Source organism: Methanoculleus chikugoensis, from assembly GCF_900095385.1.
GTDB lineage: Archaea > Halobacteriota > Methanomicrobia > Methanomicrobiales > Methanoculleaceae > Methanoculleus > Methanoculleus chikugoensis_A.
Genome location: NZ_FMID01000041.1, coordinates 1 through 14,630 on the forward strand (window position 1 = coordinate 1; position 14,630 = coordinate 14,630).

General features: G+C 62.6%; 16 protein-coding genes. 13 read left to right on the top strand and 3 right to left on the bottom strand.

Going from position 1 to position 14,630, the window contains the following annotated elements:
* Positions 1 to 126: 126 nt before the first annotated feature.
* The 3 genes from L21_RS08180 to L21_RS08190 form a co-directional block, all read right to left on the bottom strand.
* Positions 127 to 1,347, bottom strand: coding sequence for a tyrosine-type recombinase/integrase (locus L21_RS08180; protein ID WP_083608892.1), 1,221 nt, complete (start codon positions 1,345 to 1,347; stop codon positions 127 to 129).
* 74 nt (positions 1,348 to 1,421) lie between these two features.
* Positions 1,422 to 2,879 (bottom strand): preprotein translocase subunit SecD, encoded by a 1,458-nt coding sequence (locus L21_RS08185; protein ID WP_074369993.1) that lies wholly within the window; start codon positions 2,877 to 2,879, stop codon positions 1,422 to 1,424.
* Positions 2,876 to 3,730 (bottom strand): protein translocase subunit SecF, encoded by an 855-nt coding sequence (locus L21_RS08190; RefSeq protein ID WP_074369994.1) that lies wholly within the window; start codon positions 3,728 to 3,730, stop codon positions 2,876 to 2,878. The genes L21_RS08185 and L21_RS08190 overlap by 4 nt, the downstream gene beginning before the upstream one ends.
* A gap of 466 nt (positions 3,731 to 4,196) precedes the next feature.
* Here L21_RS08190 and L21_RS08195 point away from each other — a divergent pair, with 466 nt between their 5' ends.
* The 13 genes from L21_RS08195 to L21_RS08255 all read left to right on the top strand — a co-directional run bounded on the left by L21_RS08195 (position 4,197) and on the right by L21_RS08255 (position 14,572).
* On the top strand, positions 4,197 to 4,511 hold the full coding sequence (locus L21_RS08195; protein ID WP_074369995.1) for a DUF2551 domain-containing protein: 315 nt from the start codon (positions 4,197 to 4,199) through the stop codon (positions 4,509 to 4,511).
* A gap of 150 nt (positions 4,512 to 4,661) precedes the next feature.
* Complete coding sequence (locus tag L21_RS14535) at positions 4,662 to 4,835, top strand: hypothetical protein (RefSeq protein ID WP_305954480.1); 174 nt, start codon at positions 4,662 to 4,664, stop codon at positions 4,833 to 4,835.
* Positions 4,836 to 4,838: 3 nt separating this feature from the next.
* Entirely contained in the window at positions 4,839 to 5,246 is a 408-nt protein-coding gene (locus L21_RS08205) for an archease (protein WP_074369997.1), read from the top strand.
* A 9-nt stretch (positions 5,247 to 5,255) separates the two neighbouring features.
* Positions 5,256 to 6,692: an RtcB family protein gene (locus L21_RS08210; RefSeq protein WP_074369998.1), complete on the top strand. Its 1,437-nt coding sequence runs from the start codon at positions 5,256 to 5,258 to the stop codon at positions 6,690 to 6,692.
* A complete protein-coding gene (locus L21_RS08215; RefSeq protein ID WP_074369999.1) occupies positions 6,689 to 7,267 on the top strand; it encodes a hypothetical protein in 579 nt (192 codons plus the stop codon). Before L21_RS08210 ends, L21_RS08215 begins: the two co-directional genes overlap by 4 nt.
* 19 nt (positions 7,268 to 7,286) lie before the next feature.
* Positions 7,287 to 7,721 (top strand): DUF2111 domain-containing protein, encoded by a 435-nt coding sequence (locus L21_RS08220; RefSeq protein WP_083608893.1) that lies wholly within the window; start codon positions 7,287 to 7,289, stop codon positions 7,719 to 7,721.
* Between the two features lie 5 nt (positions 7,722 to 7,726).
* Positions 7,727 to 8,707, top strand: coding sequence for a biotin--[acetyl-CoA-carboxylase] ligase (locus tag L21_RS08225; RefSeq protein WP_074370051.1), 981 nt, complete (start codon positions 7,727 to 7,729; stop codon positions 8,705 to 8,707).
* A gap of 66 nt (positions 8,708 to 8,773) precedes the next feature.
* Positions 8,774 to 9,283, top strand: a complete 510-nt coding sequence (locus L21_RS08230) for a biotin transporter BioY (protein ID WP_074370000.1) — start codon at positions 8,774 to 8,776, stop codon at positions 9,281 to 9,283.
* Positions 9,280 to 9,951 carry an ATP-binding cassette domain-containing protein gene (locus tag L21_RS08235; protein WP_074370001.1) on the top strand — a complete coding sequence of 224 codons (672 nt, stop codon included), beginning with the start codon at positions 9,280 to 9,282 and terminating at the stop codon, positions 9,949 to 9,951. The genes L21_RS08230 and L21_RS08235 overlap by 4 nt, the downstream gene beginning before the upstream one ends.
* On the top strand, positions 9,948 to 10,646 hold the full coding sequence (locus L21_RS08240; RefSeq protein WP_074370002.1) for an ATP-binding cassette domain-containing protein: 699 nt from the start codon (positions 9,948 to 9,950) through the stop codon (positions 10,644 to 10,646). The genes L21_RS08235 and L21_RS08240 overlap by 4 nt, the downstream gene beginning before the upstream one ends.
* Entirely contained in the window at positions 10,628 to 11,281 is a 654-nt protein-coding gene (locus L21_RS08245) for an energy-coupling factor transporter transmembrane component T family protein (RefSeq protein WP_074370003.1), read from the top strand. Before L21_RS08240 ends, L21_RS08245 begins: the two co-directional genes overlap by 19 nt.
* A 53-nt stretch (positions 11,282 to 11,334) precedes the next feature.
* Complete coding sequence (locus L21_RS08250) at positions 11,335 to 13,083, top strand: pyruvate/oxaloacetate carboxyltransferase (RefSeq protein WP_074370004.1); 1,749 nt, start codon at positions 11,335 to 11,337, stop codon at positions 13,081 to 13,083.
* 13 nt (positions 13,084 to 13,096) lie between these two features.
* Positions 13,097 to 14,572, top strand: coding sequence for an acetyl-CoA carboxylase biotin carboxylase subunit (locus tag L21_RS08255; RefSeq protein ID WP_074370005.1), 1,476 nt, complete (start codon positions 13,097 to 13,099; stop codon positions 14,570 to 14,572).
* Positions 14,573 to 14,630 lie beyond the last annotated feature (58 nt).

A 14,630-nucleotide genomic window follows, 5' to 3' on the forward strand; every position in this document is an offset into this window, starting at 1 on the left:
TGGAACCGCCGGGCGTCTTCCCCCTCCAGGACAAGCCCAAGTTCTATCGGTTTTGCCATCTTCTTTCCCTCCTGATACGATATAATATCCCGGCGTACATAAAATAAGTTTCTCTTGCCCTCAGGGTTAAATCTCCCCACTATTCTTCATCGCCCGGATCCGTGCATCCACCAACCGCTGCAGCGCCTCCGGGGTAGCGCCCACATCGGCCTGCATCGCGTTCATTGCCACGAGCTGCCGCTGGATCTGGTTGAGCTCTCCTCGTAGGGCGGCGTTCTCTTCCTGGAGCACGTCAAGGCGTCCACCCACGACCGCCGCCGCCACTTCGTCCGCGACCCCGACACAGACGGCCCCCTCTGCCTGCAGGTAGTATTGCCGGAGCTCGTTCTCCGTATACCGGACATAGGCGTCCGTCAGGTAACCGTCGTGTCCCATCATCAGCTCCACCGCATCCAGAGGGATCCGCTGCGCCATGACGGTCCGGAAGTATTTCCGGCACATATGGAGATGGATCTTAAACCGGTTCGTCTTCGGATCCTTCTCATCCAGGCCGACCTTCTCCAGGGCGCCGACGAACCCCTCCCGGACCGTGCTCGCCTGCACCGGGAAGAGCCGGTCGTCTCCCTCGATCTGCTTCTGCATATACTCTTTCCCGTAATGCTTGAGCAGACCGCGGTTCCGGTTCGCTGCAGACAGCATCCAGTCTTCCCGGACGACCAACCAGTCCCGGACCGCCGCCGCAGCCTCCCGGGAGATGAAGGTGGTGCGGGGCTCGCCGTTCTTAGGGATGTGGCCCGGGATCGCGATCCGGGCCGGCTCCTCGTCGAGGTGGAAGTCCGCGAGCGACAACTGCAGGCACTCACCAACCCGCATCCCCGAGCTGATCAGCGTCAGGAAGACCGCCTTCGCCAGGAGAGGCATGTGCGGTAGAATCTTCTGGATCGTCTCCTTGTCGAACGTCGCCTCCTGAGTCCGTGCCCGGCGGCCTTTCGGGCCTCGCCGCTTCACCGTCCGCCACAGGTCGTCGTCCACCGGCACGCCGGAAAACTTGAAGAACTCCTTGACGATGGAGAGCCAGAAGATCGCCGACTTCGGCGGGGTTCTCGATGCATTGAGGGATGCCGCGAACCGCTGCAGATCGATCGCGGGGTTGTGATCCCCGGTGAAGTACTCCTCTGCAAGTTCCTCGTACCGCTGTGCCTCCTCAGGCGTGGCGATCTTGCCTTCCCGCACCGGACCGTAAATAAAATCGAGGTAGCGCCGCACAGCGCTACGATAGTTGGACGCGGATCGAGGGTTGCCCAGGAGAGAAGTGAACTCCTCGATCCGACCGACTCCAGTTCCCATAGATAACAGAGGGGGCAGGGTTATAATACCCTTTTCGATCTGTTATCCGCACTACAGAGGTTGTTGTAGGGTTGTTATTTTGAGAGTATCGCCATGATTATCTTTCCGTACGCGGGCCTGGTGACCAGGATGCCGATCAGGACACCGAGTATGGTGATGATGGCGAAGCCTCTGAGGGTGGAGAGATCCATCAGCGCCAGCGGGAGCATGGCGATGACGACCGTCGCGGCGGCAACGGCGATGATACCGAGCGCCCGCCCGTAGCGTTTCATGTAAAGGTTCGGCGACGGAACACGCCCTTCGTGGAGAACCTCATCGGTGATGATGACAAGCTGGTCGATGCCGGTACCCACCACTGCTATCAGACCGGCGATGGTGGCGAGATCGAGCTGGATGATGAACCGGGCGATTCCGAGCAGGATGATGATCTCCGCAAGGTTGGTCGCGACCATCGGGAGAACGATCGAAGGCTCGCGGTAGCGGTAGTAGACGACGACTCCCACCGTGAGCAGTGCGAGCAGCCCGGCAAGGGCGACCGTCGTTTTGAACTGCTCGCCGAGCGCCGCGGGAACGGAGCCGGAGCCGACGATCTCCACCTTCACCGGCAGTGCGCCGGCCCGCAGGTGGATCTGGAGCGTCATCGCATCTTCAAGCCCGGCGTCGCCGGTGCCGGTGCTCGCGGAGAGCGACCTGACCGGGCCCGACCGGAGCTGTGCCGGAAGGTCCCCGCCGAGGGGAGCACTGTAGACGGTCTCGTTGTCGAGGATCATCACGAGGTTGTGAGCGTTCGGGTTGTTGACCGCTCCGGATTCGATGGCAGCCTCCCGGAAGGCCTCCGCACCCGCATCGGTGAGCGAGAACCCGACGCCCCAGCGGCCATCGTAGTCCTTCTGCGGCACGCCGACGCTGGTGATCTGGTCGCCGTAGAGGACGTGCTCGGTCTCGTTCCCGGTTGTCTGGACCCGTATCTCAAAGAGGCCCTGGGTGCCGACAATCTCCTGTGCCGTCGTCATATCCACGCCGGCGAGCTCTATCCGCACGTACTGCGGGTACTCACTCCCCGTCGGGGTGAGCAGGTTGATCCTCGCATCCTGCATCCCGAGAGCGTTCACCTTCTCGTTCAGGATCCGTTTCACTTCGTCTGCGGTGAACGGCGATACGCCCTTCTGGTAGCCGACGATCGAGGCGCCCGATTGCGCGAAGATCGGTTCGAGGTCGGCACGGGTGACGCTCTTCCGGATCTCGAGATGGTTCGCGTCGATCTGGATGACCTCGGTCTCAAGACCTGTACGCAGGTTCTCAATGAGGTCGCCGACCGATCCGTCGGTCGAGTAGGCCACGACCACGGACTGGAACTCCATCTGCAGCCATGAGCCGCCCTGGAGATCGAGGCCGAACTGGAGGTTCCCTTCAAGCCCTCTCTCCGGGTTCGGGGGGGCGAGGTAGATACCGACGAGCGAGCCGACGACCAGCAGGAGCACCAGGGCGACCCGCCAGTCTTTGACGAGAGTCTTGATGGTTTCGCCGTTCATCTCTTATTCCCCCGGAGGATGTACTCTTTCAGAATTCCGGCGTTCAGCATCCAGGTGTTCATCAGGTCAACAAAGAGCCCGATGAGGAGGACGCTCGCGATCTCGCTGATGATCTGGATCTGTCCCGCCGTGGCGACGACCCACATCGCGGCGATGGCCGCAAGCGTCGTGGTCGTCATGATGATCCCGGTCCTGAACGCGCCGGCGAGTTTTTCTTCGAGTTTCCCCTTGCGCTTCAGGAGGCGCGTCGTCAGCAGGATGTCGCTGTCGACGGAGTAACCTATCAGCATCAGCAGGGCCGCCGTTGTCCCGAGGGAGAGCGGGATGCCGATGATCTGCATGACCCCGGCGGTGATGGCGATGTCGGCGAAGGCCGCGAGGACGACCGCACCCGCCGGCACCACGCTACGGAACGCGATAAGTACCACGACGGCCATGCCGATGAATGAGAAGATCATGGCGAGAAAGGCCTGGCCCTGGAGCGTCTTTCCAAATGTCTCGCCGATCTGGTCTACCTTTGCATCGGGATACCTCTCGTTGATGAGCGCGGTGAGGCTCTGGAACCGGTCATCGCCCATCGGGCCGAACTGGATGTATTTCCCATTGCCGACACCCTCACCCACCGATAGGAGCGGATACCCGGCGAACGTTGCCTCGATCGTCTCTCTGCTGTCGGATGTGAAGACCGTGACCGCCGTTCCTCCCGCAAAGTCGATGCCCGGTGTCAGGGGCAGGCCGGTGGTGAGCATGGTGTAGCCAAGCAAGACCCCGGCAAGGAGGAGAAGGACGAGGGGCAGCGCTACCATCTGCCGCGGAGAGTATTTGTTGATGTCATATCCGGAAAATTCCATGCTGTATAATTGTACGAGTGTGATAGGTTAAAGGGTTACTCCATGGATATACGGTGGAACCCGAGATTCGTCCGGATATTACTGAAATACCCGGTAGGAATGAGTTCCCGGCCGGGCACCGCAGGGGATACTTTATCGGGAGCGTTCCCTCACGCGGTATCGCTCCGACGCATGCACATCCCCGGTCGCACCGGCGACGTTCACGCTTCGGGCGTCTCGTCCACCTCAAGAAGGGGGTGCGGCATATGCGCGCCGTGGAGGCGGGCGGGGAACGGCGGCGGCGCTTAATCGCGATTATTTCCCGTTAAAAGCAGATCAAACCAATAATATCCGAAATCGCGGGAAACGGCGTCACGCGAAACGACATGGCATCATTTCGTCAGACAATTGTCGTCCTCCTGGCAGAATGCCCGATTTAACGAATGAAAAGAAAAGATATATATAAAATCCCGAATCACAAGCACATATGAGATCGCCCGGTGAGCTCAAAAAAGAGATAGAATCTCGACTCAAAGGTTATCTCTCACGTGACCGGGATGGAATCCGGCATGAACTGCTCAACCTCTTCGTCAAAGTAAAATCTCTCACCATACCCCAGATCTACGAGAAATTGCAGGAGCGGTTCTCGGTCAGTTACCACTCCATTGCGTCGATGGTAGGCATCATCGCATCCCGTATCGGCATCCTGCACGTGAGGCGGAACGCGGAGGGGACGAACTCCATCTACGAGTTGAAGGATCAGTACGTGGACGTGGTGGCGAATATCCTCGTGGCGACATAGTTCCCGGAAACCCTACCTCTTTTTTTAGCCCCAGCACCAATATGAGAGACTACCATGCAGAGCGATGTTGGGGAGCCAGGTCGATCACAGGGCATATACGTCACGGAGGATGTTCGATCGTATATCCTCCAGAGGAAACGCGACTTCCGGGTGAGCACATCCTGCAGCGGACCCATTCTCCTGCCGGTATCGGTCAAACCCCCGAAGGCGACCGACCTGCAGGTTTCGATCGGTGACTATACCGTCTACATCTCAAAGTATCAGGCCCGCTACATCGATTCCATCCACAGAGGAATGATTCCTATATTCTACGAAGACTTCTAGATCATGAGCTTCGAAGAACTGGAGCACACCGCCGACGTCCTCATGCGGGTGCGGGGCGCGGACCTGGCCGAACTCTTTGCCGAGGCAGGCCGCGCGATGTTCCACGTGATGTACGGCCCCTGCGAGGAGAGGGGTGTCGAGCGGAGGATCGAGATCGAGGCGGAGAACCTCGAATCGCTTCTCATCGACTACCTCTCGGAACTGCTCTTCGTCACCGAGGTCGAGAACACCGTCTTCTGCACCTTTGACGTCGATCTCCGGGGCACCCGGCTCTCCGCCGTCCTCAGGGGCGAGCCGTTCGACCCCGCGCGGCACTCGGCGGGAGCGCTCATCAAGGGCATATCCTACTTCGGGCTCGAAATCGTTAAAGAAGAAGAGGGCTACGTGGTGGAGATCATCTTCGACATCTGAGTGATTGCCATGCTTACCGGAATCAATAAGATCGGGGACCTCGAATGGGAGGTTCCTATCGGATACGTTCCCGATATGCGGGTGCCGGGGCGTTTTTTCCTCTCCCGGAGACTGGCGGAGACGCTCGAAGAGGGAGCCGTCCGCCAGCTCGCGAACGTCGCGACGCTCCCCGGGATCGTGAAGCACTCGCTTGCCATGCCCGACATCCATTGGGGATACGGGTTTCCCATCGGCGGCGTCGCCGCGTTCGATATGACCGAAGGGGTCATCTCCCCCGGGGGGGTCGGGTTCGACATCAACTGCGGCGTCCGGTTGATCACGACACCCCTGATCGAGGCCGATCTCGCCGGCAAGAAACGGGAACTGATCGAACGGCTCTTCGACGCCGTGCCGACCGGCGTGGGCGCAAAGAGCGCCATGCGGATCTCGAACAAGGACCTCTCCGCGGTCATGGTCGACGGCGCCCGGTGGGCGGTCGAGCGCGGGCTCGGCACCGAAGTCGACCTCGTCCGGTGCGAGGGCGAGGGAGCGATGCCGGGTGCCGACCCCGACGCGGTCAGCGCCAAAGCGCGCCAGCGGGGTTTGCCGCAGCTCGGGACGCTCGGCGCCGGCAACCACTTCCTGGAGGTCCAGGTGGCGAGGGAGATCGTCGACCCCGAAGCGGCGAAAGCCTTCGGGATCGCCGAAGGGCAGGTCTGCTTCATGGTGCACTGCGGCTCACGCGGCCTCGGCCACCAGGTCGCGACCGATCACCTGCGGACGCTTGAGGGCGCGCTTCCGAAGTACGGGATACGTCTCCCCGACCGGCAGCTCGCCTGTGCCCCGATCGACTCCCCGGAAGGCCGTGCCTACTACGGGGGCATGGTCTCGGCCGCAAACTACGCCTGGGCAAACCGGCAGGTCATCATGCACGAAGCGAGGAAGGTCTTCGCACACCTCTTCGGGATCGATTACGACGAGATGCGGCTCATCTACGACGTCGCGCACAACGTCGCGAAGTTCGAGCGCCACGACGTCGACGGGGTCTCGATGGAGGTCTGCGTCCACCGCAAAGGCGCGACGCGGGCGTTCGGCCCGGGAGCGGAGGGCGTTCCCCGGCAGTATGCCGCGGTCGGGCAGCCGGTGATCATCCCCGGGAGCATGGGGACATCATCCTACCTCCTCCACGGCACGACGGCCGCGATGCAGAAGACGTGGGGGAGCACCTGCCACGGCGCGGGGAGAGTGCTCAGCCGGTCGAAGGCCAAGAAAGAGATCCGCGGCAAGGAACTCCGTGAACGCCTCGCGGGAGAGGGCATCCTGGTGCGTGCCCACAGCGACTCCGTCCTTGCAGAGGAGGCCCCTGATGTCTACAAGCCAAGCGGGGAGGTCGTCCGCGTCGTGCACGAGGCAGGCCTCTCGAAGATCGTTGCAAGGCTCGACCCGCTCGGGGTGATCAAGGGGTGACCGGCAGGACGGGGCTGCTCTGGGACAACCCCCTGATCTTCTCGCGCCTCATCGAGGACTGCGGCGGCGCTTGCGAGTCGGTCAACCCGAACATGCTCGCATCTCCCTTCTGGCGCGGGAGGTTTGGTGCGCTCATCATACCGACGGGGTTTGCGAATCCGGCCTACTCGAACCTTCTCCCCGCTCTCCGGGCGGCAGAAGGCCGTATCCGGCGGTTCGTCGAGAACGGCGGCCGGCTGCTGGTCTTCGGCGCGGGATGCTCGCGCACGGACGCTTACGACTGGCTCCCGTTCCCGGTGACCTACTCGTTCGCCTACGGTCCGCGTGCCGTCCGGTTTGCCGGGGAGGGGCCCTTCAACTCCCTTTTTTCGGGGTACGACCTCGACGCCGTCGAGTGCGACGGCTCGTTTCCGTCACACGGCGGCGAGACGCTTGCCGCCACCCCCGATGGCGAGCCGCTCCTCGTCGGGAAGCCGCTCGGCAGCGGGATGATCCTGGTCACCAGTATCCATGAGTACCCGTCGCGTGAATTCCTGAAGGAATTCTCCTGCGATGATAGGGAAACATTATTTTAGATAAACCGTGATGAACAGTATGGATACGGCCATGGATCAATACATCGTCTCTGCGTCTTCGAGCGCGCGCGATCTCATTCCGATCGTGGTATGTATCCACGATCTACTTGGTCGGCTGCCCGTTACGGCACGGTCCCGCGAACGCCCCGGAGTCAGGGTCGAGGACGGAGAGGTGATCGACGAGGCCTACACCGGCCCGATCCTCGAGGAAGTCCTGGCGGAGAATGTAACGAAGAGGGTCAGGCCGCCGAGCGGCCCGTACAAAGGCATCCCGGTGGTGGTGGCGCCGGTAAGGGACGAAGACGGCAGCGCAATCGGCGCAATCGGCATCGTCGATCTGACCGGCATCTTTGATCTGGCGGGTTTTATGGAGCAGAGCACGGTGATCCGGAGACAGGTCTGCGGCGAGGACCCGTGTCCGCTCCCGACCGAGTCGCCTGCAGCGAAAAGGTAATGGACATGAAGGATACGGCAATCAACGTACTGAAGATTCTCGAAGAATCGCCCGGCCCGGTATCGGGGGAACGGATTGCAGAGCAGCTGGGCATCACCCGGTCGGCTGTCTGGAAGCAGATACGCGAACTCCGGAGACTGGGGTATGAGATATCGTCGTCCCGGGCGGAAGGCTACCGCCTCGAGGAGAAGACCAACCGGCTCCTTCCCTACGAGATCAACAAGATGCTCCGCACACGGGTCATCGGGCGGCAGATCCGTCACTTCGAGAGCACCGCCTCCACGGGCTGGATCGCGAAGAAACTTGCCGCCGAGACCGATCCTGAAAAACTGCACGGCATGGTGATCATCGCCGAGGAGCAGACCGGAGGGGTAGGAAGGCTCGGACGCGCCTGGGTCTCGCCTGCCGGCGGCATCTGGATTACCATTCTTCTGAAACCGAAGATCCCGCTCGACCACCTCTTCATGATCACCATGGCCGGGTCGGTCGCGATTGCCCGTGCCATCCGCAAGGAGTACGGCATCAGTGCGCTCATCAAGTGGCCCAACGACATCTTTATCGGGGACAAGAAGATCGCCGGCCTGCTCCTGGAACTTACTGCCGAGGCGGATACCGTGCACTACGCCCTCCTGGGGATCGGGATCGACGCGAACATATCGCTCACCGATCTCTCGCCTCCCCTGAAGGATATCCTGACCTCGCTCCAAGCGGAGGTCGGCCACGAGGTCGATCGCGTGGCGCTGCTTGCCCGGGTTCTCCGGGAGCTCGAACTGCGCTATCAGCAGCTCGAGGACGGCGAATACGACTCCATCATCCGCGAGTGGAAGAGCCTCTCCATGACGATCGACCAGCGGGTGGTCATCAAGACGATCAATAAGACCTTCGCGGGAGAGGCGATCGATATCGACGCCCACGGCGCCCTGATCATCCGGAAGGACAACGGGAAGGTTGAGCGGGTCATTGCCGGGGACTGTTTCCAGTTCTAGCACCTTTGTCAACCACCACATATTTTTTTGGTTGACAGGGTTTTTATCGTCGGCCGTTCAATTAAAATGGTCGATATGATTCACCGGGCCCGTATTCTCGCCTACAGCGGTACATTCATCGCGCTGATCGCCGCCGGGAGCTGGATCTCCATACCACTCCCCCCGGTTCCGCTCACGCTCCAGACCCTTTTCGTCCTGTTATCCGGGATCGTCATGAAACGGTACGGGGCGATCCCCGTCGCTCTCTACGTCCTCCTCGGGGCGGCAGGTCTCCCGGTCTACCACAACGGCACGGCGGGCCTCGGAGTGCTTCTCGGGCCCACGGGCGGGTTCCTGATCGGTTTCATCCCCGCCGCCCTCGTCGCCGGGCTCGCCTACGAACATAAGTCGCCGGCGGCACGGATCGCGGGGCTGATCGCGGCGACCGTTCTCACCTACGCCTTCGGCGTCGCATGGCTCGCCTGCTCGGCATCGCTCTCCCTCTACCAGGCCATCCTGGTCGGCGTCGCGCCATTCGCCGTCGGCGAGGTCGTGAAGGTCGCGGCCGCCTATACCATAGGAAAACGGGTGGCATGATCCGTATCACCGATCTCCGGCACCGGCTGCTCGACGTCCCCGACCTCACAACAGATGCGCGCCATATCGCCGTCATCGGGCCGAACGGGAGCGGCAAGACGACGCTGCTTTCGGTCTGCTCCGGCATCGAGGAGCCCGAAGCAGGATCGGTCCGGCTCCTCGGCCGTCCTCCGTCCGCCGTGAAGGTCGGGTGGGTGGGGGAGTTCCCCGACCGGACGCTCCTCTTCTCCCGGGTCTACGACGAGATCGCGGCGATGCCCCGGTTCCGCCATCTCCCCTGCCCCGAGACGGACAGGATGGTCCGGGCGGCCGCGGGGCAGGTCGGCATCCCGCACCTCCTCGGCAAGAAGATCCCGGCCCTCTCCGGGGGGGAGAAGGCGCTCGTCGCGCTGGCCGCCGCCTGCGCCGGCGACCCCGAGGTGCTCGTCCTGGACGAGGCCGACTCGCACCTGGACGGTATGACGGCGGAGCGCGTCCGGCGCGTGGTGCAGGAGAGCGCCGTAGCCCACGTGCTCTGGTGCACGCAGTCGATGGACGTTGCGGCTACCGCAGACTACGTCCTCTTCATGGAGAACGGCCGCGTCCGGCACCACGGCACGCCGGAGGAGGTCTTCGCCGCGCTCGAGGAGACGTGCTTTTATCCCACGATCTGGAGGGTCTGCCGGTGAGGGTCGAACTTGCGGACCTCGTCTTCGCGCGGGACTCGTTCACCCTCCGGGGCAGCGGCACATTCGACGAAGGCGTGCACCTGGTCAGCGGGCCGGTGGGGAGCGGGAAGTCGACGCTTGCTCTTCTGCTTGCGGGGCTCCTCCGGCCCGAGAGCGGGGCTGTCCGGCGGCACGACGTTCTGTCGACGCAGCTCCTGCTGCAGTTCCCCGAACACCACGTCACCTCTCCGACGGTTGCCGGGGAGGCCGCGTCCTGGGGTCTTATCCCGGATGACGCGCTCAGGCTCGCGGAGTTGTCGGCGCGTGCGGACGACGACCCGTTCCACCTCTCCCGCGGCGAACTCAAACGGCTGACCCTGGCATGCGCGATCCTGCGAGACCCGGATCTGCTGCTCCTGGACGAACCGTTCGCCTCGCTCGACTGCACCGCGAAGAGGAAGGCCTGCAGGATGCTCGAAGAGCGGGATGCCGGCATCACGATTGTCTTCTCGCACGAGCGCGCGGTTCTTCCCCGGGTGGACGCCATCTGGGAGATGGAGGAAGGCGTTCTTGCGGCCCGCGGCAGCGTGCCCGGCGCGATCCCCTCCTGGCGGCACGCTCCGCCGTATCTACGATATGCTCTGGAACAGGGCGCCCGGCCGATGAACATCAGGCTCTCCGACGCCCGGGAGGCGCTATGCAGGATCCGCGGCTGAGGCTTCTTTCCGTCGCCGTCCTCTCGCTCGCCGCGTTCGCGAGCACCGTGGGAGCCGCCGCCGCACTCGTCTGGTGGCTGCTCTTTACGCCGCGTACAGGATCACTCCCCCGGCCGGGGGTGCTGCTGCCGCTCGTTGGGATGGTCGCCGCAACGGCGCTCGTCTCCGCGTGGGGCGGCGGCGCGGGGCTCTCCTACTTCTTCCGGATGACCGTGATCCTTCTCCTCGCGGCGTGGGCATATACGGAGACGGAGGATGGAGAAGTGCTTGCCGTGGCGGTCTGGGCTCTCGGGAACCGTGTGGGGTTCGAGGTCGGGCTCGTCGCCGAGATGGGAATTTCCGGCATTTCCGTGCTCCGTCAGGAGATCGAACAGGTGCGGACGGCGATGGCACTGAAAGGTATCCGGCCGGGCGTCCGTTCTATCGTACCGCTCGCCGTCACCCTCATCGTCACAGAGATCCGGCGGGCCGACGAGACTGCACGGCTGCTTGTGGTACGGGGGTACACGACCGGGGGGAAGATATGTCCCCGCTTCAGGACGGATCCTCTGGACGTCCCCGCCACAATAATGGCCATAATGCCCGCCTTTTTATCGGCTCTACCTCTTCGTGACGTTTTTATATTAGTAGGATGAATTTTTGAGAGGCTTTATCGATATCTTCTCAGCCCTTCGAGGTGTACAATTCGATGTGTGCTGCCAAATCAGATTCACTCAATATCACCGATACCACGCTTAGGGACGCGCATCAGTCGCTCATCGCCACTCGCCTCCGGACTGAGGATATGCTCTCTCTTGCCCGGGCCATCGACGAAGTGGGCTTCTTCTCCGTCGAGGCATGGGGCGGGGCGACCTTTGACAGCTGCATCAGGTTCCTCAACGACGATCCCTGGGAACGTCTTCGGGTGCTGAAGGCAGAGCTCGAGCGCACCCCGATCCAGATGCTTCTGCGCGGTCAGAACCTCGTGGGCTACCGGCACTACCCTGATGACGTGGTGGAAAAGTTCGTAGAGGCGTCGGCGCGAAACGGGGTCGACATATTCCGGGTCTTCGATGCACTGAACGATATCCGGAACATGAAGAAAGCGATGGCGGAGGTCAAGAACGTCGGGGCGCACCTGCAGGGTGCGATCTCCTATACGACGAGCCCCGTCCATTCCGTCGCGACGTTCGTCGATATGGCGGAAGAACTCTACTCGCTCGGCTGCGACTCGATCTGCATCAAGGATATGGCCGGCCTGATCATGCCGCACGATGCCCGCGACCTCATCACGGGGATCAAGAAGAAAGCGGATGTCAAGGTCTGCCTCCACTCCCACTGCACGAGCGGCGTCGCGCCCCTGAGTTACCAGGCAGCGATCGATGCGGGCGTGGATATCCTGGATACGGCGATGTCGCCGTTTGCCCTCGGCACCTCCCAGCCTCCGACGGAGAGCGTCGTTGCAAGCGTCGCCGGGACGGCGCGCGACACGGGCATCGATCTTCTCCCGCTCCGGAAGGTCAGGAACGTCTGCCTGGACCTGCGGGAGAAGTACGACTCTCTCTGCGATGCCATCACGGGAAGGGTCGATTCCGATGTGCTGATCTACCAGCTCCCGGGCGGGATGATCTCGAACCTCGTCTCGCAACTCAAGGAGCAGGACGCGCTCGACCGTCTTGACGAGGTGTTCCACGAGGTTCCCCGCGTGAGGGAGGATCTCGGCTACCCGCCGCTCGTTACGCCGACGAGCCAGATCGTGGGCACCCAGGCGGTCTTCAACGTCCTCATGAACGGGGAGCGCTACCGGAACGTGACGAATGAGGTGAAGGACTACGTCCTCGGCCTCTACGGTCGTCCTCCCGCCCCGATCAGTCCGGAGATCCGGAAGATGATCATCGGCAACGAGTTGCCGATTACGGTTCGTCCGGCGGATCAACTCGCGCCCATCTACGAGCAGATGAAGAAGGAGGCGACGGAACAGGGTCTCGTCAACCGGGAAGAGGATGTCCTCACCTACATCCTCTACCCGAGCATCGCGCCGTCGTTCCTCCGGGGCGAACGCCAGCCCGAGGCGATCCCTGAGAAGGCGGCCGCCGCACCGGCCGGGGTTGCGGAGATCCCCCGCTCCATGGAGGTGGAGGTAGACGGCGAGATCTTCTCGGTCCGAATCGTCACTGTGGAGGGGGGCTCGGTCACGGCTCCGTCGGCCGCCGCCTCGTCGGCCAGGGCTCCCCGCGGGGATGTCGCCGGCGGCGTCAAGAGCAACATGCAGGGCATGGTCCTGAAGTTGATGGTCGAGCGCGGAGGCGCCGTCAGGAAGGGCGATACGCTCATCGTTCTCGAGGCGATGAAGATGGAGAATCCCATCCCCAGCCCCCGCGACGGCACGGTCTCGGAGATCTTCGTGGACGCCGGGGACGTCGTACAGAACGGCGACGTGCTGATGGTCATTGAGTGAGGCTACCAGGGCGATGAAATACTTTGATAAGATCCTGATCGCCAATCGCGGCGAGATTGCCATCCGGGTCATGCGCGCCTGCCGGGAACTGGGCATCGACACGGTCGCGATCTACTCCGAGCCGGACAGCAACGCGCTTCACGTCAAGTATGCCGACGAGGCGTTCTGCGTCGGGGAGGCGCACCCGTCGAAGAGTTACCTCAACAAGGAGCGGATCTGCGATGTGGCTCTGAAGACCGGGGCCGAGGCGATCCACCCGGGCTACGGGTTCCTCGCGGAGAACGCCGGGTTCGCGAAACTGGTCGAGGAAGAGGGGCTGACGTTCATCGGGCCGTCGTGGAAGACGATCGAGGCGCTGGGCTCGAAGATCGGGTCGAAGCGGATGATGCGCGAGGCCGGCGTCCCGGTTCTTCCGGGCACGCCGGAGGGCGTGACGAGCGTCGAGGAGGCGAAGAAGGTCGCCGCCGAGATCGGCTACCCGGTGATTGTGAAGGCGAGCGCGGGCGGCGGCGGTATCGGGATGCACATCGCCGAGAACGAGGGAGAACTCGAAGAGGCGATTGATGCGGGGATGCGGATTGCCCAGTCGGCCTTCGGCGATCCGACGATCTTCGTGGAGAAATACCTCACGAAGCCGCGCCACATCGAGATCCAGGTTCTTGCCGACGCGAACGGGCACACCGTTCACCTCTACGACCGCGAGTGCTCGATCCAGCGCCGGCACCAGAAACTGCTGGAGGAGGCGCCCTGCCCAATCATGACGCCCGCTCTCCGGGAGGAGATGACTGCGTCGGCCATCGCGGCCGCAAAGGCGGCGAACTACAAGAACGTCGGCACGGTGGAGTTCCTGTACGCGAACGGGAAGCACTACTTCATGGAGGTGAACACCCGGCTGCAGGTGGAGCACACGGTGACGGAGTTCATCACGGGGATCGATATGGTGAAGCAGCAGATCGCGATCGCGGCCGGGGAAGACCTCGCGATGGACCAGGAGGATATCGGCATCCGGGGGCATGCGATCGAGTGCCGGATCAACGCGGAAGACCCGCTGAACAACTTCGCCGCGGATCCGGGCAAGATCGTCCGCTACCGCTCTCCCGGCGGCCCGGGGATACGGGTCGACTCCGGCATCCACATGGGCTACACCATCCCGGCGCACTACGACTCGATGATCTCGAAACTCTGTGCTCTGGGCTCCAACCGCGAGGAGGCAATCCAGCGGATGCGGCGGGCGATCTACGAGTACGTCATCCTGGGCGTGAAGACGACGCTCCCGCTCCACTACGCGATCATGCACAACGCCCACTTCATCGCCGGCGACACCCACACGCACTTCCTGCAGGAGGAGCACATCGCGACGAGCCTGCGCCGCTACCTCCACGAGGAGGAGGCGCGGATGCAGACGCTGGCCGCCTCGCTTCGCCATGGGAAACACGTGGCGGCGATCACTGCGGCGGTCGATGTGTATATCCAGAGAAACTCGAAGTAACCCTCCATCCAATTTTTCCGGTGAGCCATAAGGTTTATTTGTCAATACAGCATTGTTA

Coding starts and splice junctions, on each gene's coding strand:
- L21_RS08250 (WP_074370004.1), top strand. CDS start 11,335: ATGTGTGCTGCCAAATCAGATTCACTCAATATCACCGATACCACGCTT.
- L21_RS08225 (WP_074370051.1), top strand. CDS start 7,727: ATGAAGGATACGGCAATCAACGTACTGAAGATTCTCGAAGAATCGCCC.
- L21_RS08245 (WP_074370003.1), top strand. CDS start 10,628: ATGCAGGATCCGCGGCTGAGGCTTCTTTCCGTCGCCGTCCTCTCGCTC.
- L21_RS08220 (WP_083608893.1), top strand. CDS start 7,287: ATGGATACGGCCATGGATCAATACATCGTCTCTGCGTCTTCGAGCGCG.
- L21_RS08195 (WP_074369995.1), top strand. CDS start 4,197: ATGAGATCGCCCGGTGAGCTCAAAAAAGAGATAGAATCTCGACTCAAA.
- L21_RS08190 (WP_074369994.1), bottom strand. CDS start 3,730: ATGGAATTTTCCGGATATGACATCAACAAATACTCTCCGCGGCAGATG.
- L21_RS08255 (WP_074370005.1), top strand. CDS start 13,097: ATGAAATACTTTGATAAGATCCTGATCGCCAATCGCGGCGAGATTGCC.
- L21_RS08210 (WP_074369998.1), top strand. CDS start 5,256: ATGCTTACCGGAATCAATAAGATCGGGGACCTCGAATGGGAGGTTCCT.
- L21_RS08230 (WP_074370000.1), top strand. CDS start 8,774: ATGGTCGATATGATTCACCGGGCCCGTATTCTCGCCTACAGCGGTACA.
- L21_RS08185 (WP_074369993.1), bottom strand. CDS start 2,879: ATGAACGGCGAAACCATCAAGACTCTCGTCAAAGACTGGCGGGTCGCC.
- L21_RS08205 (WP_074369997.1), top strand. CDS start 4,839: ATGAGCTTCGAAGAACTGGAGCACACCGCCGACGTCCTCATGCGGGTG.
- L21_RS08180 (WP_083608892.1), bottom strand. CDS start 1,347: ATGGGAACTGGAGTCGGTCGGATCGAGGAGTTCACTTCTCTCCTGGGC.
- L21_RS08235 (WP_074370001.1), top strand. CDS start 9,280: ATGATCCGTATCACCGATCTCCGGCACCGGCTGCTCGACGTCCCCGAC.